18 protein-coding genes and 2 pseudogenes are annotated in these 21,631 nt (G+C 67.3%); 10 read left to right on the plus strand and 10 right to left on the minus strand.

Going from position 1 to position 21,631, the window contains the following annotated elements; all coding sequences use genetic code 11:
- Positions 1–100 precede the first annotated feature (100 nt).
- Positions 101–454: pseudogene (locus WBN46_RS08805) on the plus strand (DUF1428 domain-containing protein); the annotation flags it as partial.
- On the plus strand, positions 449–838 hold the full coding sequence (locus tag WBN46_RS08810) for a DUF1428 domain-containing protein (protein WP_337731904.1): 390 nt from the start codon (positions 449–451) through the stop codon (positions 836–838). The pseudogene WBN46_RS08805 and the gene WBN46_RS08810, both read left to right, overlap by 6 nt.
- On the opposite strand, the gene WBN46_RS08815 is transcribed toward WBN46_RS08810, so the two are convergent.
- On the minus strand, positions 799–1,728 hold the full coding sequence (locus WBN46_RS08815; protein ID WP_337731195.1) for a hypothetical protein: 930 nt from the start codon (positions 1,726–1,728) through the stop codon (positions 799–801). The two genes, WBN46_RS08810 and WBN46_RS08815, sit on opposite strands and share 40 nt — an antisense overlap.
- Positions 1,729–2,377: 649 nt before the next feature.
- Here WBN46_RS08815 and WBN46_RS08820 point away from each other — a divergent pair.
- Entirely contained in the window at positions 2,378–4,948 is a 2,571-nt protein-coding gene (locus WBN46_RS08820) for a TonB-dependent receptor (RefSeq protein WP_337731196.1), read from the plus strand.
- Between the two features lie 102 nt (positions 4,949–5,050).
- On the opposite strand, the pseudogene WBN46_RS08825 reads toward WBN46_RS08820, so the two are convergent.
- The 9 genes and pseudogenes from WBN46_RS08825 to WBN46_RS08865 form a co-directional block, all read right to left on the minus strand.
- Positions 5,051–5,848 (minus strand): annotated as a pseudogene (locus WBN46_RS08825) (TIGR03915 family putative DNA repair protein); the annotation flags it as partial.
- 9 nt (positions 5,849–5,857) lie between these two features.
- Entirely contained in the window at positions 5,858–7,108 is a 1,251-nt protein-coding gene (locus tag WBN46_RS08830) for a putative DNA modification/repair radical SAM protein (protein WP_337731197.1), read from the minus strand.
- Positions 7,109–7,328: 220 nt separating this feature from the next.
- A complete protein-coding gene (locus tag WBN46_RS08835) occupies positions 7,329–8,111 on the minus strand; it encodes a hypothetical protein (RefSeq protein WP_337731198.1) in 783 nt (260 codons plus the stop codon).
- Positions 8,112–8,374: 263 nt separating this feature from the next.
- Entirely contained in the window at positions 8,375–8,704 is a 330-nt protein-coding gene (locus WBN46_RS08840; protein ID WP_337731199.1) for a DUF3325 domain-containing protein, read from the minus strand.
- Positions 8,697–10,364 (minus strand): PepSY-associated TM helix domain-containing protein, encoded by a 1,668-nt coding sequence (locus WBN46_RS08845; RefSeq protein ID WP_337731200.1) that lies wholly within the window; start codon positions 10,362–10,364, stop codon positions 8,697–8,699. The genes WBN46_RS08840 and WBN46_RS08845 overlap by 8 nt, the downstream gene beginning before the upstream one ends.
- A 10-nt stretch (positions 10,365–10,374) precedes the next feature.
- On the minus strand, positions 10,375–10,686 hold the full coding sequence (locus tag WBN46_RS08850) for an iron uptake protein (protein ID WP_337731201.1): 312 nt from the start codon (positions 10,684–10,686) through the stop codon (positions 10,375–10,377).
- 37 nt (positions 10,687–10,723) lie between these two features.
- Positions 10,724–12,931: a TonB-dependent siderophore receptor gene (locus tag WBN46_RS08855; protein WP_337731202.1), complete on the minus strand. Its 2,208-nt coding sequence runs from the start codon at positions 12,929–12,931 to the stop codon at positions 10,724–10,726.
- Between the two features lie 262 nt (positions 12,932–13,193).
- Complete coding sequence (locus WBN46_RS08860) at positions 13,194–13,868, minus strand: ChrR family anti-sigma-E factor (protein ID WP_337731203.1); 675 nt, start codon at positions 13,866–13,868, stop codon at positions 13,194–13,196.
- On the minus strand, positions 13,865–14,389 hold the full coding sequence (locus WBN46_RS08865) for a sigma-70 family RNA polymerase sigma factor (RefSeq protein ID WP_337731905.1): 525 nt from the start codon (positions 14,387–14,389) through the stop codon (positions 13,865–13,867). Before WBN46_RS08865 ends, WBN46_RS08860 begins: the two co-directional genes overlap by 4 nt.
- Before the next feature lie 248 nt (positions 14,390–14,637).
- Here WBN46_RS08865 and WBN46_RS08870 point away from each other — a divergent pair, with 248 nt between their 5' ends.
- The 7 genes from WBN46_RS08870 (at position 14,638) to WBN46_RS08900 (ending at position 21,631) form a co-directional block, all read left to right on the plus strand.
- Entirely contained in the window at positions 14,638–15,429 is a 792-nt protein-coding gene (locus WBN46_RS08870) for a hypothetical protein (protein WP_337731204.1), read from the plus strand.
- A 69-nt stretch (positions 15,430–15,498) separates the two neighbouring features.
- Positions 15,499–16,452 (plus strand): fatty acid desaturase, encoded by a 954-nt coding sequence (locus tag WBN46_RS08875; RefSeq protein WP_337731205.1) that lies wholly within the window; start codon positions 15,499–15,501, stop codon positions 16,450–16,452.
- Positions 16,453–16,454: 2 nt separating this feature from the next.
- Complete coding sequence (locus WBN46_RS08880; RefSeq protein WP_337731206.1) at positions 16,455–17,738, plus strand: FAD-dependent oxidoreductase; 1,284 nt, start codon at positions 16,455–16,457, stop codon at positions 17,736–17,738.
- Entirely contained in the window at positions 17,735–18,511 is a 777-nt protein-coding gene (locus tag WBN46_RS08885; RefSeq protein ID WP_337731207.1) for a DUF1365 domain-containing protein, read from the plus strand. Before WBN46_RS08880 ends, WBN46_RS08885 begins: the two co-directional genes overlap by 4 nt.
- Positions 18,508–19,758, plus strand: coding sequence for a cyclopropane-fatty-acyl-phospholipid synthase family protein (locus tag WBN46_RS08890; protein ID WP_337731208.1), 1,251 nt, complete (start codon positions 18,508–18,510; stop codon positions 19,756–19,758). Before WBN46_RS08885 ends, WBN46_RS08890 begins: the two co-directional genes overlap by 4 nt.
- Positions 19,755–20,552, plus strand: a complete 798-nt coding sequence (locus tag WBN46_RS08895) for a DUF1295 domain-containing protein (RefSeq protein ID WP_337731209.1) — start codon at positions 19,755–19,757, stop codon at positions 20,550–20,552. Before WBN46_RS08890 ends, WBN46_RS08895 begins: the two co-directional genes overlap by 4 nt.
- On the plus strand, positions 20,549–21,631 hold the full coding sequence (locus WBN46_RS08900) for a cyclopropane-fatty-acyl-phospholipid synthase family protein (RefSeq protein WP_337731210.1): 1,083 nt from the start codon (positions 20,549–20,551) through the stop codon (positions 21,629–21,631). The genes WBN46_RS08895 and WBN46_RS08900 overlap by 4 nt, the downstream gene beginning before the upstream one ends.

A 21,631-nucleotide genomic window follows, 5' to 3' on the forward strand; every position in this document is an offset into this window, starting at 1 on the left:
CGCCCGGCCGGTACCGGCCAGCCGTCTGTCGAATTCCGCCCACCCCACTCGTCGCATCCATGAAGGCGCCATTCCGGCGTCGCATTCCCGGAGGTTTCCCATGCCTTACATCGATGGTTTCGTGGCCGCCGTGCCGACCGCCAACAAACAGAAGTTCATCGACCATGCCAACCATGGTGACCCCGTGTTCATCGAACAGGGCGCCACCCGTGTCATCGAGTGCTGGGGCGACGACGTGCCCGACGGCACCGTCACCGACTTCCGCAAGGCCGTGCAGGCGAAGGAAGACGAAAGCGTGGTGTTTTCATGGATCGAGTGGCCCGACAAGCCCACCCGCGACGCCGGCATGAAGAAGATGATGGAAGACCCGCGCATGTCGCCGGAGAACAATCCGATGCCGTTCGACGGCAAGCGACTGATCTATGGCGGCTTCACCCCGGCACTGGAACTGGGCAGCCCGGATGCACCTTCGTCCTATGTCGACGGATTCATCCTTGCGGCACCCACGGCGAAGAAGGCCGCCTTCACCGACTACGCCAACACCTTCGACAGCATCTTCATGGGCTTCGGCGCCACCCGGATCATCGAAGGCTGGGGCGACGACGTGCCACGCGGCACGCAGACCGATTTCTTCCGTGCAGTGCAGGCGAAGGACGACGAAACCGTGGCGTTCTCGTGGGTGGAGTGGCCGGACAAGGCCACGCGCGATGCCGGCATGCAGAAGATGATGGAAGACCCGCGCATGGACCCGTCCAATCCGGACAATCCGCCGATGCCGTTCGACGGCCAGCGCATGGTCTATGGCGGATTCTCGCCGGTGGTCGAATTGCGCGGCTGACTTGCGCGCGCATCACCGCACGCCGGGGGCCATGCCAAGTCGGCCCCCGGCGCGAGATCGACCAGGAAGAACTCGCCCGATGCGTCGCCATCGGCCTGGGCGAACAGCAGCCGCCTTCCATCCGGCGACAGCAGCGGCCCCACCTGGAAGACATCATCGCGCGCCGGAACGCGGCCGCGTTCGCGCCACGCGTCGCCGTCGTGATCGTAGACATACAGGTGCGAGCGGGTGCCGCGGTTGGCGACCACCACCAGTACCCGGCCATCGCGCGCGAGATCGGCCTCGTATTCATCGGCCGCGGTGTTGACCGGCGCCGGCAGCGGTGCGACATCCCAGCGACCGTCGGCACGCAGCGTGGCGATGTAAAGATCACGTCCGCCGATGCCTCCCGGCCGGTGCGATCCGAACAGCAGGCGGCCATCCGGCAGTGGCCGTGGCAGCAGTTCGGTCTGCGGCGAATTCACCGGCGCTGGCAGCCGCTCGGGTTCACCGAAGCGGCCGTCGGCGTGGCGCGGCACGCGCCAGATGTCCAGATCGTCCTTGTTCGCGCGGTCACTGGCGTAATACAGCCAGGTGCCATCGTGGCTGTAGGCGGGATCGGTTTCCAGCGCGTCGGCTGCGCCGGCGAAGGTCGGCTCGCGTGGCGCACGCCATCGCCCGCCTTCGCACCGCGAAGACAGCAGGCGATAACGGTCGAACGACGGCGGTGCGCGGAAGAAGAACACCTCGCGACCATCCGGGGAGAATACGGGCGACGATTCATACTGGTCACTGCTCAGCGCAGGCGGCGTCCATCGCTGCGGGACAGGGATGGGGAGATTCCCGGGTTCGCCCGCCATGCCGCTGATGGCGAGACCGGAAAGCAGCAACAGACCCGTGGCACGCAACATGTCGGTTCCTCATCGCAGGGCTGGCGCGACGCTACGCGGCACGCTGCGCTGGGCGAAGCGAACATTCCGCAAGCCAGCCTTGAGCCCCGCTCAACATGCGACGCCGTCGATCCGCGCTGGCACGCGTCGCGATTCCTGCGGCCTGAAGTCGACGGCCCCCACTCGATGATGTCCATGCAGACCCGGGCGAACCCGCATGGTGCGAAGGCTTGATCGCGAGTGCACGCATGCGGTGCATCTCGCGTCCCTGGCGGACTTCGACGTTTTCCACGCGCACGTATACGCATGCGCGCGGCGTCGCTGCACAACACTGGCGCAACGCGCACCGTTCGCGTGCATGGGACTGCGTGAAAAGCGTGCGAAGAGTGCAAAAAACGGAACGATGATTACTTTCGTTGTGCACCGCGCCATCGTGTGATCCATGCCTCGTTTCGAGCTGTTTGCTGCCGCCTAAGGTGCAGGCGGTAGCACGGCGATGACAGCAATGTGTAACGCCCACTACCCGGAGTGCGGGCGGTATCCGCGTGGCCGCTGACGGCACTCGCGCAAGAACAACTTCGACACCACACAGCACATTCAAGGGGCGCACCGCATGGGCAACAGAGAGAAGCCGCACGTACGTGTTTCGAGCACGCCATTGGCATCCGCAGTGAAATGGGCCCTCGCCGCCGCCACCCTGGTCGGCAGCAGCACCGCCGTCGCGCAGACGACGGAACCTTCACCCGCACCGGCGGCGACGCCGCCGGCAGAGGAGGCCACCACGCTCGACACCGTCTCGGTGCTGGGCAGTCGCGGCCAGCCGCGCACCGTCTCCTCCTCCGCCGTTCCGATCGACATCATCAGTGCCGAGGAGTTCCGCAACCAGGGCGCCACCGATGCGCTCGACCAGCTGCGCGTGCTGGTGCCTTCATTCAATGTCAGCACCATCCCGATCGATGACGCCGCCAGCCTGATCCGTCCCGCCAACCTGCGTGGCCTGCCGCCGGACAACACGCTGGTGCTGGTCAACGGCAAGCGCTTCCATCGCTCCGCCGTGATCACCTTCCTGGGCCATGGCTTGTCCGATGGCTCGCAAGGCCCCGACCTCTCGGTGTTTCCGTCGCTGGCGCTGGAGCAGGTGGAAGTGCTGCGCGACGGCGCGGCCGCGCAATACGGCTCGGACGCCATCGCGGGCGTCGTGAACTTCGGGTTGAAGAAGATCAGCGAAGGCGGGGCTTTCGAAGCCTTCGCCGGCCAATACTACGAAGGCGATGGCTTCACCACCCAGTACTCCGCGCAGATCGGCCTGCCTCTGACCGAGCGCGGCTACGCCACGCTGACCGCCGAATGGCGCCAGGCCGATGACACCTCGCGCAGCGTGCAGCGCAACGACGCCGCAGCGGCGATCGCGGCCGGCTATCCCGGCGTGCCGGTGCCGGCACAGATCTGGGGCTCGCCGAAGGTGGACGACGACCTCAAGTTCGTCGCCAACCTCGGCATCACCGGCGACAGCGTCGATGTTTACCTGTTCGGGAATTACGCGCAGCGCGAGGTCGATGGCGGCTTCTACTTCCGTGACCCCACCGCGCGCTCCGGCGTGTACTCCAACGACGGGGGCGAGACCCTGCTGATCGGCGACACCACCGGTGCTGGCGGCTGTCCGACCATCGCCCTGCGCGACGCGAACGGCAACCTCATCCCGTACAGCACGGTCAGCACCGCAGTGGCCGCATTGCCGGCCAACTGCTTCACCTTCCTGTCCACGTTGCCCGGGGGCTTCACGCCGCGCTTCGGCGGCAGCCTGGAAGACATGTCCGTGGTCGGCGGCGTCAAGGGCACCTGGGGCAGCGCATGGCACTGGGATGTCAGTGCGACCTACGGCCGCAACGATATCGACTTCGTCATCTACAACACGGTCAACGCGTCGCTCGGCGCAGCGCAGCCCGCGGGCCTGCGCTTCAGTCCCGGCGGCAATACCCAGACCGAGAAGGGCGTGAACTTCGACGTCGGCCGCGACATCGAGACCTCGTTCACCGCCGAAGCCCTGCGCCTGTCCGCAGGTGCGGAATGGCGCGAGGAGAGTTTCGAGGTGAAGGCCGGTGACGATGCCTCCACCGGTATCGGCCCGTTGACCGAACAGGGTTTCGCACTGGGCTCGAACGGCTTCAACGGCTTCAGCCCGCGCACCGCAGGCGAATGGGATCGGCGCAACTGGGCGGTCTACCTGGACCTGGAGGCGCAGTTCACCGAACAGTTGCTGCTGGCCGCCGCCGTGCGCCACGAGGATTTCGACGACTTCGGCAGCACCACCAACGGCAAGCTGACCGCGCGCTTCGACGTGTCCGACACCTTCGCCCTGCGCGGCGCGTACAACACCGGCTTCCGTGCGCCCACCCCGGGCCAGGCCAACATCAGCCAGATCAGTACCGCGTTCAACGGCAGCGTGCTGGAAGACATCGCCACGCTGCCACCGACCAATCCCATCGCCATCCTGAAGGGTGCCCGGGCGCTGACGCCGGAAGAGTCCAAGAACCTCTCGCTGGGCATGGTGTGGAGCAGTGGCGACTGGCTGGTCACCCTGGACGGCTACCGCATCGAGGTGGAAGACCGCATCGCCCTGAGCACCAGCTTCGCGCTGACGCCCGAGGAACGCGATGCGCTGGTGGCCTCCGGCAATCCGGAAGCGGCATCGCTGAGTTCGGTGACCTACTTCGGCAACGCGTTCGACACCACCACCACCGGCGTGGACCTGGTCACCAGCGTGGAAACGGACCACTTCGGCGGCACGACCACCTATTCGCTCGCCGCCAACTGGAACAAGACCGAGGTGGACCGCTACGACCCCAACTTCATCAACGAAGCCCGCGTCTACAAGATCGAGGAATCGCTGCCGAAGACCAAGGGCTATTTCAGCATCAACCACAAGCGCGAGGTCTTCCACGCGAACCTGCGCCTGGGCTACTACGGCTCCTGGTACGAGGATCACCTGGACAGCGGCGCCATCAGCATCGACGACGGCGGCCTGCCTATCTACGAGGACAGCAAGGTGATCGTGGATGCCGAAGTGGGCTGGACGTTCCCCTCCGGCCTGTACGTCAACGTCGGTGCGCAGAACCTGTTCGACGAAACCCCGGACGACAACCCGTGGGGTGCGTCCGCGGCGGGCGCGGCCTATCCCGTGCACTCGCCCTACGGCTTCAACGGCGGTTTCTACTACGCACGCGTGGGCTGGAAGTTCTGACCGCGCGGACCGGTGCCCCGCACGGGGCACCGGTGGCGTGCCGCGCCAGGTGCGGCCGCGTGCCAGCGGTGCGCGCCTTCATTCGGACGGCGTCGCCCGGCAGGGAATGCGGCGGCGCGGTGCCTGTGCCTCGCGTTCGTCCATCTCGCGCACACGCCGGCCAGCCTCGCGGACGAGATCCGGCAGCAGGTGGGTCTCTGGCAGGTGTTTCCAGTATTTCTGCGGCATTTCCTGCCGCATCATCCGCGTGTTGAGGCGTGCGGGATTGAAGATGTTGGCGTAGTAAGTGCGCCACAGCGCATCCTCCGCATCGTCTGCCGGCGCATCGGATCGTTGCGCGCCCTCGCCCGCCCACAGCTGCGCGCCATCCCATTGCACGCTGCGATACGGCGTGAGGATGGCCCAGCGCATGCCGGCGAAGCGGCGCATGAAGAACGGTGCGACGCGATCGACGATGAAATGGTCCGGCTCGAACCAGGCGAGATAGTGGTTGTCCTCGTCGTCGACCTGGCGGAAGCGCACGAACGCCTTCATCTTGTGCGTGTCGCGCCGTACCGCCTGCGCCCAGCGGGTCGCGCGGTGCACGTCGGCATCGGTGGCACGGTCGAGCAACGCGCGCTCGCCATTGCCGATGCGCCACAGCAGGCGGTACAGCAGCGCATGCCGGCCGGCATCGCGGTGGCACAGCACCGCGGCGGCGAACGCCATGAAGTCCGCCGGTACCGACAATCCCGTCCGCTGCACCGGCTGGTCCATCACGGCTGCACCCCCCAGCAGTTCGCCCTGCGCATCGGCCTGCCAGTCCACTGCGTCCGGCGGCAGGGCCGCCTCCCACGCATGCCGTGCCTGCACGCGCCAGGCGTCCAGATCCCACGCAGGCGTCACCGTGGCACGGAACATTCCCGCGACTCAGCCGAAAAGATCGGCCTGGCGCGGTGCGGGCGCCAGTTCGCGTCGCAGGCGCGCCGGATCGTCCAGGCGCTGGCGCGGGTGGTGGTCCAGCAGCACCACGAAGGGCAGCACCTTCTGCAACGGCGCGCGTAACCGTGCCAGGTCCGCGACGCGCAGCCGGCCCTGCCGGCGCGAATCGACGATGCGCTGCACGTTTCGTGCACCCAGGCCGGGCACGCGCAGCAGCATCTCGCGCGGTGCGGCGTTGAGGTCGACAGGGAACCGGTCCGGATGCCGCAATGCCCACGCCAGCTTGGGGTCGACATCCAGGTCCAGCATGCCGCCCTGCGCGCCGGTGTCGCCGACGATCTCCTGCACGTCGAAACCGTAGAACCGCAACAGCCAGTCCGCCTGGTACAGGCGGTGCTCGCGGAGCAGTGGCGGCGCGCGCAGCGGCAGCTGCACGGAGGCATCGGGAATGGGACTGAAAGCGGAGTAATACACGCGACGCATGCGGAACCGGTTGTACAGGGCATCGCTGGCGACCAGGATCGCGCGGTCATCCGCAGCGTCGGCGCCCACGATCATCTGGGTACTCTGCCCGGCGGGCGCGAACTTCGGCGGACGCCTGCGCCTGGGTTGCGCTTCCTGCTTCGTCGGCCTGGCAGCCAGGATGCGCGTGTGCAGTTCGCCCATCGCATCGCGGATGCCCTGCGCCTGCTTCTGCGGCGCCAACTGCTTCAAGCTCTCTTCCGTCGGCAGCTCCACGTTGATGCTGAGCCGGTCCGCGTAGCGGCCGGCGGCGGCAAGCAGTTCCGGAGACGCTTCCGGGATGGTCTTCAGGTGGATGTAACCGGCGAAGCGATGGTCTTCGCGCAGGCTGCGCGCCACTTCCACCAGTTGCTCCATGGTGTAGTCGCCGTTGCGGATGATGCCGCTGGAGAGGAACAGGCCTTCGATGTAGTTGCGCTTGTAGAACTCCAGTGTCAACCGCACCACCTCGGCCGTGGCGAAGCGCGCACGTGGCACGTTGCTGGAGACGCGGTTGACGCAATAGGCGCAGTCGTAGATGCAGAAGTTGGTCAGCAGGATCTTCAGCAACGACACGCAGCGCCCGTCCGGCGTGTACGAATGGCAGATCCCCATGCCCTCGGTGCTGCCGATGCCACCGTTGCCCAGCGAGTGACGCTTGCCTGCACCGCTGGAGGCACACGACGCGTCGTACTTCGCCGCGTCGGCCAGGATCGCGAGCTTGTCCTTCAGTTGCATGGCGTCATGGTATCCGGCGCACGCTCATGCGATGAGACGATGCGGGCCATCGGCGCACGCAATCGCGGCCCCGCCCCCACCCTGCGGACAGCGCCATGCGCTGCCCGCCCTGAATGAGGGCGATGGCCTTGGACATGACGGGCATCCGAGCGCGGGCACATGCGCAGCGACGGTTCCGGTTTCCGGCCCCACCGGGAGACCGGAAACCTCGGAACGCCCGTCAGAAGTCGAAGCGTGCGGCGATGGAGAGCGGCACCGATACCCGCTTGCCGGTATCGTTGATCGAACCCAGGCCCAGGCCGCCGATGGCGCTGTCATCGCCTTCCATGTCGGCGATGTAGCGCACGCCCGCCTGCGCGGTGATGCTGAAGGTCTCGTTGACTGGAATCAGCACGCCGATATCCACGCCGGCGCTGGCCGCCCACTTCTTTTCGGTGAAGGGCGCGTTCTCGATGGTAATGGCCGCATCAGGGATGTCGAACGTGGCGCGGATGTCGTCGGTCTGCGTGGCGCCCAGGCGGCCGGCGATGAACGGGCGCGTGTAGCCCGGTTGCATGAAGTAGTACCGGTATCCGGCTTCGACCGTCAGCGCCTTGTAGTCGCTGAAGGTCCCGTAGACCGGCAGTTCGGTATTGAGCGCCGGCACGAAGGCTCCGCCCACGCGCACGGTGCCCGGATCGGTCTCGGTGCGCCGCAACTGGCCGAAGATCTCCGCCCGATCACTCAGTCCGTACGAGAATTCGAGACCGTACGTCATCGCCTGGTCGTAGATATCTTCATGCGTGCGCGGCTGGATGCGCAACTCCGCACCGATGCCGGCCAGATCCGGATTGAGCGGCCCGAGGTCGGGCACCGGCGCCACCGCGCCATCATGCACATCGCCACTGACGGGCGTATCCGCACCACCAAACAACGACATCGAGAACCTGCCCTGCTCGGGGCCGGACGCGAACGCGGGAGTGGAAACAGCGAGCAACACCAAGCCAGCCAACCTTGTGTTCATGACGGTATCCAGGACGAAGGGTGGGATGCCGTGGCGTGATGCACACGACGCCTCCCTTACGCGTATACGCGCGGGTTGGATTCACTTCTTGATGCGGCGAGGTTTCAATGTGGTTTTCTTCACCCACCCTGCACGCGCGTGAACGGGTGACGCATCACCTGTTCGTCCTGCGCGCAACGACTGCAGGCACTGCCGCGTTTCGTCACCACGGGATGGGATGGATGCAATCCGTCGGCAGAATGACTGTGCGGTGTCCCGCGACACTAATGGACAGCGCGCACCCACGGCGCGAGGACGCGCAACCAGTGCGCACGCCAGGTGAGCACGAACGCGGTGGTGAGCGCGCCCGCCGCGAGGCTCATCACCCACACCAGCACCGCCATGGAAGCGTGGTCGACCACCAGACACAGGGCCAGCGCGACGACCAGGCCGGCGACACCCAGCAGGCGCAACAAGCCCGGCGTATGACGGGAACATCCGCGCACCCATACCTGCTGCGCGTGGGGCTGCATCGACAGGGCCAGCCAGCCCATGCCGGCGAGGCTGGAGAGCAACGCCGCCAGCAAAAGGCATCCCGCCATGGAGTCAGGCATGCGACGCCTCCACACCGGTCACGCGTATCCCGGCGGCAACGGCACGCCGCTTGAGGATGCGCGTCGTGATGCACGCCACCACGGCGGTCACCAGCAATGACAGGTCAACGCCCGCGACAGGCCAATAGCCCGCGCGCAACGTGGCGAGCAGGTGGTCACCGGTCGTCACCCAGTTCAGCACGACGGCGGCCACTGCCAGCACCGCTATCGCCCCGGATTGCTCGCGCCATGCGGGATTGGCCAGCCCACGCGCGACCGGTGCGCTGCGCCAGCCGGCATGCAGCAACGCCAGCACCCAGGTTCCCCAGAAAGCGTAGCGCTCCCAGTCACCGCGTGCCGGCAGCTCCTCGGGCAGCAGACGGTTGGCGACCAGTATCCCGAGTGCGGCCAACACCATGCCCGTCACCGTGGTGACGGCCAGGGCATCGACCACCCTCGCGCCCTGGCTGCCTCGCTGGGCATGCTGGCGCTTGCGCTTCTCGACGAAGAACACGAACCCGGTCGCGATGCACACCGCACCCGCCAGCCCGCCCAGCACGTAGAACCAGCGCAGCAACCAGTGGCGGAAGTGCTGCAGGTGCAGGCCGGTGAGGAATTCGCTGACGCGACCCACCGGGGTGGCGGCAGGATCCTCGCGGATCAGTTCGCCCGTCGATGCCTTGTAGTGGATACCATCGCCCACCAGCGCGATGCGGTCGGTACCCGCGCGGTAGACGCTGACGTAGCCATTGGCATCGCCCACGTGCTGCAGCACCAGGAAGCCGACATCACCCGCCTTGTCCTTCGCCTCCCAGCGGCGTTGCGCATCGGCCACCATCGCGTCGACATTGGCCAGGCCCGCAGGCACGCCCGCGCGCTCATGCGGCAGGCCGGTCTCGCGCGCTTCCACTTCCGCGTGCAGGTCATGCAGTCCGTGCAGCTGCGTGTGGCCGAGGGGGAAGTAGTACGTGGCGGCGAAGATCAGCAGGCCGGTGAACGCGAAGAAGAAATGGAACGGCAGTGCGACGACGCCGGTCAGGTTGTGCAGGTCCAGCACGCTGCGCAGGCGCGCCTTGTCGGGACGGAAGGTGAAGAACTCGCGGAAGATCTTGCGGTGCATCACCACGCCGCTGACCAGCGCGGCCAGCATCACCAGCGCGGAGAAGCCGACGATCCAGATGCCCAGGTTCTTCCAGTCCAGGGTCAGACCGTAATGCATGGGATAGAAGAAGCCGCTGCCGACCTTGAGCCTGTCGTTGGGCAAGGGCGTGCCGTCGCGCGGATCGAGTGTACCGTCGGCCCAGAGGGTTTCCTCCGGATCCTTCGCATTCGGCACTTCGTACCCCGCGAACACCTGCAGCACCGGGTCGCGGTGGGTGGTGTAGGCGCTCCAGCTGACCACGGTATCGAAGCGGGCCGGCATCTCGCCGTTGACACGGGAACGCATCGCGTCCACGGCCGCCGGCAGCGGTTGCATGCGCTCGAAGGCCGGACGCAGCACCTTTTCGTACGAAGGCATCGGTTGCGGCTCGAAACGCGTGGACGGAATCGCCCAGCGATCGATCTCGCGGTCGAACACCGACAGCGCGCCGAAGAAGAACGCGGCCATCAGCACGAAACCCAGCACTAGGCCGAACCAGGTGTGCAGCCATGCCATGGCCTGACGGAAGCTCGGGAACATGTCGGCCTCCTCAGACCAGCAGCGATTGCACGAACGAACCCGTGCCCGCCAGCAATGCACCGCCGCCGGCCAGTACCGACCACACCACCCACACCCGGCGCGTCGCGAACGCCCAGAGGAACGCCACCAGGAACGCCAGCACGCCCAGCAGGCTGGCGAGGAACTCGGCGTCGTGGAAATCCATGCCGGCGGCGAACATCAGGCTCGCGCCGGTGGCGACGATGCCCCAGGCGAAGGCATAGCCGCCGAACACGGCGGCGGTGATGCGCGCCGCCAGGTGCAGGCGCGGCGCGTGGGAGGAAGCGGCGATGGTGCGGGACATGGCGATGGCTCGTGTCTCGGTGCGGGGAAGCGGCGGTTCAGAACCGCCAGTTCAGGCTGAGCGTGTAGTTGCGCGGCGCGCCGTAGTAGCCGCTGTAACGCAACGTGTTGATGTACTTCTCGTCGCCGAGGTTGTTGACGTTGAGCCGCAGCGTGGCGTTGGGCAGGAAGTCCCACGCGGCGAACGCATTGAGCACCGCATAGCTGTCCTGGCGAACGGTGAAGCCGCTGGATTCCACGTTCGAAATGCTGCTCTGCCAGCGCCCGCCAATGCCGAAGGACAGTGCCGTGTAGGTCGGCAAGCGCGCGCTCAGCAACAGGTTGGCCGTCCGGCGCGGCACCCAGCGATAGGTATCGTCTCCGTCCTGCCCGGTCAGCTTCAGCGCGGTATAGCCGAACACCATGTCGACGTTGTCGCTCAGCTTGCCGGTGGCTTCGAATTCGACGCCCTTGGACTCGACGTCCACGCCTTCGTAGTAGAACTGGCCAAGGTCGTTGTAACCGGCACCGGTTGCCAGGCCATCCTGCTCGGCCCGGAACATGGCCAGCGTGGTCAGCAGGCGCTTGTCCAACCAATCGGCTTTCACACCCAATTCGTAGTTCGACCCCTTGGTCGGATCCAGGTAACGCCCGTCAGCGTCCGACTGGCTCTGCGGCTGGTAGATGTCCGAGTAGCTGACGTAGCCCAATACGTTGGGAGTGAAGTCGAAGGTCAGACCCGCGTAAGGACTGGTCTCGCTCTCGGTCTGATCGAATACCACGCCGTAGTTGACGCCTTCGCGGTGGTACTCGGCATAGTTGAATCCGACCACGGCCTTAAGCCTGTCCGTCAGCGACAGTCGGGTCGCGCCGTAGGCGCGCTTGAGCCGCTCATCCAGCGTGCTGTAGACCGACAAATCGCCCCACACCGGCTCGGGGATCACGTCACCCGCCCACGGAAAGCCGGGCATCTCGATGTAACCGCAAAGCTCGGTGCCGCACATGGCGCCCGCGTACTGGCTGCTGACGCTTTCGCTCTTGGACCAGCTCACGCCAAGCATGACTTCCTGATCGCGGCCGAACATGGGGAAGTGACCATTGAGCGTCGCCGAGCCCAGGTCGGCAGTGAATTTGTCGGCTCCGCCCCACGGATAACCATACAGCCCCAGATTGGTGCCCGGCTCCAGGCCAGTGGCCGCGAAATCAGTGGCGTAGAACAGCTTGTCGTCGTTGCGGATATCGCGATGGTTGTAGGACAGCTTCAGCTGCCAGTCTGCGCCCAGCTGGTGGGTGTACTCGATGAAACCGGTCTTGGTGGTCGTGTCCCAGTACGTCCAGTCCTGGGTGGTCGAGGCTCCGCGATCCCATTCGGCCTGCGTGCCGTCGCTGTACATGAAGCCGAGCGCGCCCCACATGTTGCCGTTGGTCTTTCCTTCCTGCCAGGAATACCCCAGCGTCAACGTGCCGTTCTCGCCGATCTGGCCGTCCACTACGCCATAGAGGAAGTCGCGCGTGTCGTCCTTGCCGCGCAGCCAGGAATCGCCTTCTTCGTGCGCGGCCACCACCCGTCCGGCCCAGGTGCCGTTCTCGGTGAACGGCGTGGAGTAATCGACCTCCGCCCGCGTCGTGCCCCAGGAGCCATAGCTGGTGCCGACACTACCCTGCGGCTCGTTGGTGGGGCGCTTGCGCACGTAGTTGATCGTGCCGGCGGCATTGCCCACGCCGGTCAGCAGGCCGTTGGCGCCACGGATGACCTCCAGCTTCTCGTAGCCGAAGGTGTCCTGCGCGCCAGTGACGATGCCCCAGCTGTTGGGCAGACCGACACCATCGATCTGGGTGTTGGCGATGTCGAAGCCGCGCGCGGTGAAGTTGGTACGGTTCGTTTCCCACTCCTCCACCTGGATGCCGGTCGCCATGCGCAACGCTTCGTTGAGGCTGTCGGTGCCGAACTGCGCCATCTGCTCGCTGCTCACCACGCTGATCGACTGCGGCGTCTCTTTGATCGCCAGATCGAGGTTGGTGGCGCCGTTGCTGACGCGGCTGGCGCGCTGACCGACGACCATCACCGCATCGAGGTCGGTCGCTGTCGCGGAGGCATCTGCGGCCGCCTGGACAGCAGGCACCGCGTCCTGCGGCGCGGCGATCGCCGTGCCCGCCGTACAGGCCAGCGCGATGCAGATGGCGGTACGCAGTCGCGCCGCCATGGAGGGGGTGGCAAGGGAACGGCGGGCACGGGAAGACAGCAGGATGGGGGACGTGGAGGGCATGGGGGTATCGGGGAGGGGAAAGGAAGCGGCGCGGCCGTGACGGGCAACGACATCCCCGCCCGCGACATCGCGCGATGCGGACATTAAATGCGAATGGTTCTTATTTTGCAAGACTGAGGTGTACCGGTTACCGTGCAACATGCACGCAATACCGGCCCGCGAGCACTTGGGCCCGGAACGCATGCCTGCAGGATGTGCCGCGCTTGTGGCGGGCACGCGCATACCCGGCGCGCAAGGTGCCGGGCAGGCCAGAGGGCCTCGATCAGAGCTTGAACAGCGGCTGCAGGCGTTGCGCCAGCCAGCCCGGGAAGCGCAGCGGCGCATCCAGCGCGGAAACGCAGATGCAGGCGACGCCGGGCACGGTCACCGGCTGGTGCTCGACATCGCTGTCCAGGTCGGCCACGTCACCGGGGGCGAAGTGGCCCAGCGCATCGTGGTAGGCGCCGCGCAGGATCTGGGTGAGTTCCGTGCCGCCATGGCTGTGCACGGGCATGCTGCGGCCGGGGCCGATCTTCAGCATCAGCAGCGTGCCTGTCGGCGTACCCGCCGCCCGGATGCAATGCACGCCGGGCGCCATCCAGCGCCACTTCAAGGCACGGTAGGACGTGCCGAAATAGGGATGCAGCGGTGCCGGCAGGCGATCGTCCGCCTCGTACGGCGCGGCGCGCGGCGGCGGCGCCACCGCGACAGGCTCGTCATCGAGGCGACGCAGCATCGCCTCGCGCAGGACGGCCCGGTGTCCTTCGTCCGGGGCGCCCGGCCCGGGCTGCTGGTGTTCGATCAGCTGCCCGCCGATGCACTCGGCCTCCTCCACGCGCGCGCGGCAATGCGCACAGGTTTCCAGATGCGTGGCGGCGACGATCGCCATCTCGACGGTCAGCGCCCCCGCCGCGTAGCTGAGCAGGGTGGAGGGATCGAGATGATGGTGCGGATTCACGACTGACCTCGTACTTGGCCCTGCAGGCGCAGGAACGCGCGTCGCAGGTGCGACTTCACCGTGCCCAGCGGCATGTCCAGCTCGTCGGCGATTTCCTGGTGGCTCTTGGCTTCGAAATACGACATCCGCATCAACCTCGCCTGCACCGCCGGCAGTTCCTCGATGCGGCGTTGCAGGTGGACGTGCTCGGCGTAGTCCTCCGCCGACGTGAAGGGCCGGGCCAACTCCTCGTCCGTGCACTGGCACGCATCCTCCAGCACCTGCACCCAGCCGGGTTCGCGTCGCACGCGGTCGATGTGCAGGTTGCGGCCGATCCGGAACAGCCAGGTGGACACCGCGCCCTGTTGCGGATCGTACATGGCCGCCCGCTGCCACAGACGCAGCAGCGCCTCCTGCGAGAGCTCTTCCGCCACCGCCTCGGGACTGCCCAGCCCGCGCAGGTACAGGCACAGGCGTGGCATGAAGTGATCGTAGATCCGCATGAAGCTGCCCCGATCGCGCAAGCGCGCGACCGCGATCATCTCGCGGGTCCAGTCATGCGTATCCCGGGTGGAGGGCGTGGGCGTGGACACCGGCCGTGCCGCCCCGCGGGGCGGCGTAATCCTTGTGAAGTCGGACGGCATGGTATGCCAGGCCCCGTTGCTGGTCGTGATGGGCGTATGTACGGGCGGGACCGCCGTTTGGATGCGGCGTCATCCAGTGCCCGGGTGCATCCACCCTGCCCCGCACAGCGTAGGACGAACCGGTCCACCCCCGGGAATCCCGACGCATGTCCGTACGCAGCCACCTGCTCGCGTTGTCGATGGGCGCCATCGGCGCCTGTGTGGCCGATCCCGCCTGTGCGGACACCGATATCCATCAGCAGGAAGCCCGGGCCCATCCCCGCAAGGGCGAAACGCTGCTCTACCGCGAATCGCACTGGCGTTACCGGCAGGAGGGAACGGCGCGCCGGCTGGTGCTGTATCGGTGTCCCGATGGCCGTGCGTTCGCGCGCAAGACCGTGGTCGAACGCGCCATGGCCCAGGCACCGGACTTCGATTTCCAGGATGCCCGCGATGGCTATCGCGAAGGCGTGCGCAGCGGGCCGCAGGGGCGCGTGGTCTACGTCCGGTCGGGTGCGCGCGCTCCTCTGAAGGAACGTGCGCTGGCCGTACCCGCCGATGGCGTGATCGATGCGGGCTTCGATGCCAGCGTGCGCCTGCACTGGGCGACCCTCCACGCCGGTGACGACGTGACCCAACCCTTCCTGCTGCCCAGCCGGATGTCCTTCGTGCCGGTACGCCTGCAGCCCGGGCCCTCCGTGCGATGGCAAGGCATTCCCGCGCAGCGCATGACGATGCGACTGGACCGCTGGTATGGCTTCGTCGCGCCTTCGATGGAACTGACCTACGCGGACGCGGACCGGCGTCTGCTGGAGTTCGCCGGCATCGCCACCATCCGCGACGGCGCCGGGCGGCACCAGGACGTCCGCATCGTGTTTCCCGAACCCGCCAAGCCCGCCGATGCCGGTGCCCTGCAGCGCGCACTCGCCACGCCGCTCGTGCAGCGGTGCACGCCCTGAGTGTCGTGCCGCGTGCATCCAATCATCGTCTGCACACGTATGTGCCATGAATGCAGCGGAGACAGAGCGATGCCGGCCAGCGTTTCATCCCCCTCCACGCTGGCGGCACGCGGTCTGGCGGCTGTACGTCGCTGGTTCGACACGCAGAGGGTGGATGACGAAGACGCAGGCCGCGCCCGGGAGATCGACTGGCTGCGTGCCGCCCCCTTCATCGGCATGCACCTCGCGTGCGTGGCCGTGCTGTGGGTCGGTGTATCGCCTGTCGCGGTGATCGCGGCAGTGGCGCTCTACGCCGTGCGCATGTTCGCGATCACCGCCTTCTACCATCGCTACTTCTCGCACCGCACGTTCCGCACTTCGCGCGTGCTGCAGTTCGTGTTCGCGCTGATCGGTGCCGCCAGCGTGCAGCGCGGGCCGTTGTGGTGGGCCGCGCACCACCGCAACCACCATCGCCATGCCGACACCCCCGCGGACCCGCATTCGCCCGCGGTGCACGGCTTCTGGTGGAGCCACGCGGGCTGGTTCCTGACCCGCGGCGGCTTCCGCACGGACTGGGCGCGCATCCCCGACCTTGCACGCTATCCGGAGTTGCGCTGGCTGGATCGCTACGACACCGTCGTGCCGGTACTGCTGGCCGCCAGCCTGTATGCGGCCGGGGAACTGCTGGAGTACGTGGTGCCGCAGTGGGGCACGAACGGCCCGCAGCTGCTCGTGTGGGGCTTCTTCGTGTCCACCGTGGTGCTGTTCCATGCCACGGTCACCATCAATTCGCTGGCGCACCGCTTCGGCCGCCGCCGTTTCGACACGCACGACGACAGCCGCAACAACGTCTGGCTCGCGCTGCTGACGTTCGGCGAGGGCTGGCACAACAACCACCACTTCTTTCCCGGCACCGCGCGCCAGGGCTTCCGCTGGTGGGAAATCGACCTGACCTGGTACGGACTGCGGCTGCTCGCCATGCTCGGCCTGGTGCGGGAACTCAAGCCGGTGCCCGCCTGGGTGCTGGCGAAGGCGAGGCACTGAGCATGCGCATCGCGATCGTGGGTTCCGGCATCGCCGGACTGGCCTCGGCATGGTGGCTGTCGCGCCGGCACGACGTGGTCCTGTTCGAAGCCAACGACTACCTGGGGGGCCACACGCACACGCACGATGTCGAACAGGCGGGACGGCGCTACGCCATCGACAGCGGCTTCATCGTCTTCAACCCCGACCATTATCCCCTGCTGTGCGGTCTTTTCGACCAGCTTGGCGTGGCCTCGCAACCGACCACGATGAGTTTTTCCGTGCACAGCGCGCGCAGTGGTGTGGAATACAACGCGACCGCGTTCGACACGCTGTTCTGCCAGCGCCGCAACCTGCTGTCGCCGCGCTTCTGGGGCATGCTCCGCGACCTGGCGCGTTTCTACCGCGAGGCGCCCGCATTGCTGGCCGGAGGACAGCCGGGCCCCACGCTCGGCGACTACCTGCAGGCCGGCGGCTACGGCGATGCCTTCCGCGATGAACACCTGGTGCCGATGGCATCGGCCCTGTGGTCGTCGCCGCCGCAGGGCATCCTGGCGTTCCCGGCACGGTACCTGGTGCAGTTCATGGCCAACCACCACATGCTGACGCTGGGAGCGCGATCGCCCTGGCGCGTGGTGACGGGCGGTTCAAGCACCTATGTACAGGCATTGCGTCGTCGCTGGCGCGTTCAGGAGAGACGGTCCACGCCCGTGCGGGCGATCCGCCGCGACGACGAAGGCGTGGAGCTCGACACCCGCCACGGCCGCGAGCGCTTCGACCATGTCGTCCTGGCCTGCCACAGCGACCAGGCACTTGCGCTGCTCCACGACGCGGATGCCAGCGAGCACGCGATCCTCGGCGCCATCCGCTACCAGTCCAACGACACCGTGCTGCACACCGACGCCAGCGTGCTGCCGCGCGAACGCAAAGCCTGGGCGGCATGGAATGCGCATGTGCCACGCGACCCTTCGGCGCCGTGCACGGTGAGCTACTGCATGAACCTGCTGCAGGGCGTCGCGTCGCCGGATCCCTTCGTGGTCACCCTCAACCGCAGCGAGGCGATCGATCCCGCGCGCATCCTCAAGCGCATGCACTACCGCCATCCGGTCTACGACCACGGCATGGTCGCGGCGCAGCAACGCAAGACCGAGATCCAGGGCCGCCGCCGCACGTGGTTCGCCGGCGCCTACTGGGGCTGGGGCTTCCACGAGGACGGCATCCGCAGCGCGCGCGACGTGGTGGATGCCATCGAGGCGCTGACCGCCGGAACGGTTGTCCGGCGCGACGCCGAAGCGGTGAACGCGTGACCGCTCCGCTGGCAAGCGCCGTATACGAGGGCTGGGTGCGGCATCGCCGGCACTCGCCGCGCGCGCACGCCTTCCGCTATCGCATGGCGCAGCTCTACCTGGACCTGGACGAAGTCGATACCGTGTTCGACCGCCGCTGGCTGTGGTCGGCGGATCGCCGCAACCTCGCGGAGTTCCGCCGGTGCGACTACCTGGCGCCGCACGACCGGCCGCTGGTCGAGGCCGTGCGCGACCGCGTCGAACGCGCGCTCGGCCATCGCCCGCAAGGCCCGGTTCGTCTGCTGACGCACCTGCGCTACGCCGGCTACGTCTTCAATCCGGTCAGCTTCTACTACTGCTTCCAGCCGGACGGCACCACGCTGGACGCCGTGCTGGCCGAAATCACCAACACGCCCTGGCACGAACGGCACAGCTACGTATTGCCCATACACGACGGCGTGCCGTACGGCGACGGCTGGGAATGGGGCTTCGACAAGGCCTTCCACGTGTCGCCGTTCCTGCCGATGGACTGCACCTACCGCTGGCGCTTCACGCCGCCCGAAGACGCCCTGCGCGTCCACATGCAGGTCGACCGCGAAGGACGGCGCGCCTTTGACGCCACCCTGACCCTGCTGCGCCGACCCTTGGATGGCGCCTCGCTCGCTCGCGTGCTGTGGCGCTACCCGCTGATGACCACGCAGGTCGTGGCCGGCATCCACTGGCAGGCACTGCGCCTGTGGCTGAAGCGCACGCCGGTGCACGACCATCCTTCACTCGCACGCGAGACCCCATGAACGAGATCGCCGACGTTTCCGCTGTTCCCTCCTACGGCGCGCTCGATCGCCTGCTGCGCTCGCAGCTGCTCGCCCGCCTGGACGCGCTGGACCATGGCGTGCTGGTGGTCCGCGACGCGCTGGGCGAACACCGCTTCGGCCACGCCAGCGAGGGAAGGTTGTCGACCGTGCACCTGTGGATCGACGATCCCGCGTTCTATCGCGCGCTCGCCGCGCAGGGCAGCGTGGGCGCCGGCGAGGCCTACATCGCCGGTCACTGGCGCTGCGACGACCTGGTCGGGCTGGTCCGGCTGCTGGTGCGCAACCGCACACTGCTCGATGGCATGGAGGGCGGCATGGCCCGCATCGGTGGCTGGGCGCTGCGCCGCTGGCACGCACTCCGCCGCAACACGCGCGAGGGCAGCCGCCGCAACATCGCCGCGCACTACGACCTCGGCAACGATTTCTTCGCCCTGTTCCTGTCGTCGGACCTGATGTACTCCTCGGCGATGTTCGCCTCCCCGGACGACGACCTGGAGACAGCCTCCTGCCGCAAGCTCGATGCGGTGTGCCGCAAGCTGGCGCTCGCGCCGGGGGATCGCGTGGTCGAGATCGGCACCGGCTGGGGCGGCTTCGCGCTGCATGCGGCGCGCCACTACGGCGCGCACGTGACCACCACCACGATCTCGCGCGAACAGCATGCACTGGCCAGCCAACGCGTGGTCGACGCCGGCCTGCAGGACCGGGTGACGCTGTTGCTGCAGGACTACCGCGACCTGCAGGGCGCTTACGACAAGCTGGTGTCGATCGAGATGATCGAAGCGATCGGCGCGCAGTACCTCGGCACCTTCTTCGGCAAGCTGGGCAGCCTGCTGCGCCCGGGCGGGCAGGCCTTGCTGCAGGCCATCACCATCGAGGACCACCGCTACCTGCAGGCGCGCGACTCGGTGGACTACATCAAGCGCTTCGTCTTTCCCGGCAGCTTCATCCCCTCGCTCAATGCCATGTATCACGCGAAAACCCGCGCCAGCGACCTGCAGGTCGTCCACCAGGAGGACTTCGGCCTGTCGTATGCGTACACGTTGCGCGCATGGCGGCGGCGTTTCATGACGCGCCTGGCGGATGTACGCGCGCAGGGCTTCGACGAGCGCTTCATCCGCCTGTGGGAGTTCTACCTGGCGTATTGCGAAGGCGGCTTCCTGGAGCGTTCCATCGGCGTGTCGCATCTGCTGATGGCGCGCCCGGCGCACGCCACGGAGGCGGCATGAATCTGCTGCCCACACTCGGGCTGGTCGCCCTGCCGGCCGCAGTCGTGATGATGTACGGCTGGTACTGGCAGCGGCGTCGCGACAACGCCGGGATCGTCGACGTGGTGTGGTCGGCATGCGTGGGTGGCAGCGCCGTACTGCTTGCAGTCCTCGGTGATGGCGCGTGGCAGGCACGCGTGACGCTGGCCGTGCTCGGTGGCCTGTGGGGCGCGCGGCTCGCGCTGCACCTGTGGCGACGCGTGCGCCACGAACCGGAAGACGGCCGCTACCGCCATCTGCGCGACCACTGGCAAGGGCACCAGGGCAAGTTCCTGCTGTTCTTCATGGCGCAGGCGTTGCTGGTGGTGCTGTTCGCGCTTCCGTTCGCTGCCGCGGCGCGCAGCCCCGTGGACTCGGCGTGGCCGTGGATCGTGCTGGCGGTGGCCATATGGATGGGCAGCGTCGCCGGCGAGGCCATCGCCGACCGCCAGCTCGCGCGCTTCCGCGCAGATCCCGCCAACCGCGGGCGCACCTGCCGCGAGGGCCTGTGGCATTACTCGCGACACCCCAACTACTTCTTCGAATGGCTGCACTGGTTCGCGTACGTCGCGCTGGCAGCCGGTTCGCCGTGGTTCTGGCTGGCATGGACGGGCCCGGTGGTGATGTACGTGTTCCTGCGCTGGATCAGCGGCATCCCCTACACCGAAGCGCAGGCGCTGCGCACGCGCGGCGAGGACTACCGCGACTACCAGCGACGCACGCCGATGCTGTTCCCCTGGTTCCCGACACCCCGCGACGAGGAAACGACGCGATGAACACCATGACCGACGAGCTTCCCGTTGACCGCCCCGCCACCGGCCTGCTCGGCCTGGCCGAACGCGGCCTGCTGCCCGACGCGCTCGTTCGCGCCGGCATCCGCCGCCTGTGCGCGCAGCGCCTGCGCGACGAAGGCGAAGGTGGCCAGACGGCGCAGTCCGCACGCCTGGCGCAACGCCTGCGCGACCTCCAGCGCGGCGCACTCGCCCTGCATACCGACGCTGCGAACCGCCAGCACTACGAACTTCCACCCGCCTTCTTCCAGCACTGCCTTGGACACCGGCTGAAATACAGCAGCTGCTTCTATGCCACCGGCACCGAGACGCTGGACCAGGCCGAAGACGCCATGCTGGCCCTGTACGGCGAGCGCGCGGACCTGGCCGACGGACAGGACATTCTGGAACTCGGCTGCGGTTGGGGTTCGCTGACCCTGTGGATGGCGGAGCGTTACCCGAACGCGCGCATCACCGCTGTCTCCAACTCCCATTCGCAGCGCGAGTTCATCGAGGCACGCTGCGCCGAACGCGGGTTGCGCAACGTCCGCGTCCTTACCCGCGACGTCAACCAGCTGCATCTGGAACCGCAGGGCTTCGACCGCTGCGTGTCGGTAGAGATGTTCGAACACGTCAGCAACCATGCCGCGCTGCTGCATCGCATCCATGACGCGTTGCGGCCGGGCGGCAGGCTGTTCGTGCACATCTTCGTGCACCGCCACCTGATGTATCCGTTCGAGACGCAGGGCGAGGACAACTGGATGGGCCGGCACTTCTTCACCGGCGGCATGATGCCGTCGGCCGACCTGCTGCTGTTCTTCCAGGATCATCTGCATCTGCAGGAACGCTGGCTGCTCGACGGCAGCCACTACCAGCGTACCGCCAACCACTGGCTGGCGCGGCACGATGCACATCGCGCGGAGGTGATGGACGTACTGCGCCAGGCCTATGGCGATGCCGCGCCGCTATGGAACCAGCGCTGGCGCATGTTCTGGATGGCCTGCGCCGAACTGTTCGGCTATCGCGACGGGCAGGAATGGCTGGTCGCGCACTATCGCTTCCAGCGACCCGCCAGGGAGCACTGA

Source organism: Pseudoxanthomonas sp. CCNWLW251, from assembly GCF_037402255.1.
Lineage (GTDB): Bacteria > Pseudomonadota > Gammaproteobacteria > Xanthomonadales > Xanthomonadaceae > Pseudoxanthomonas_A.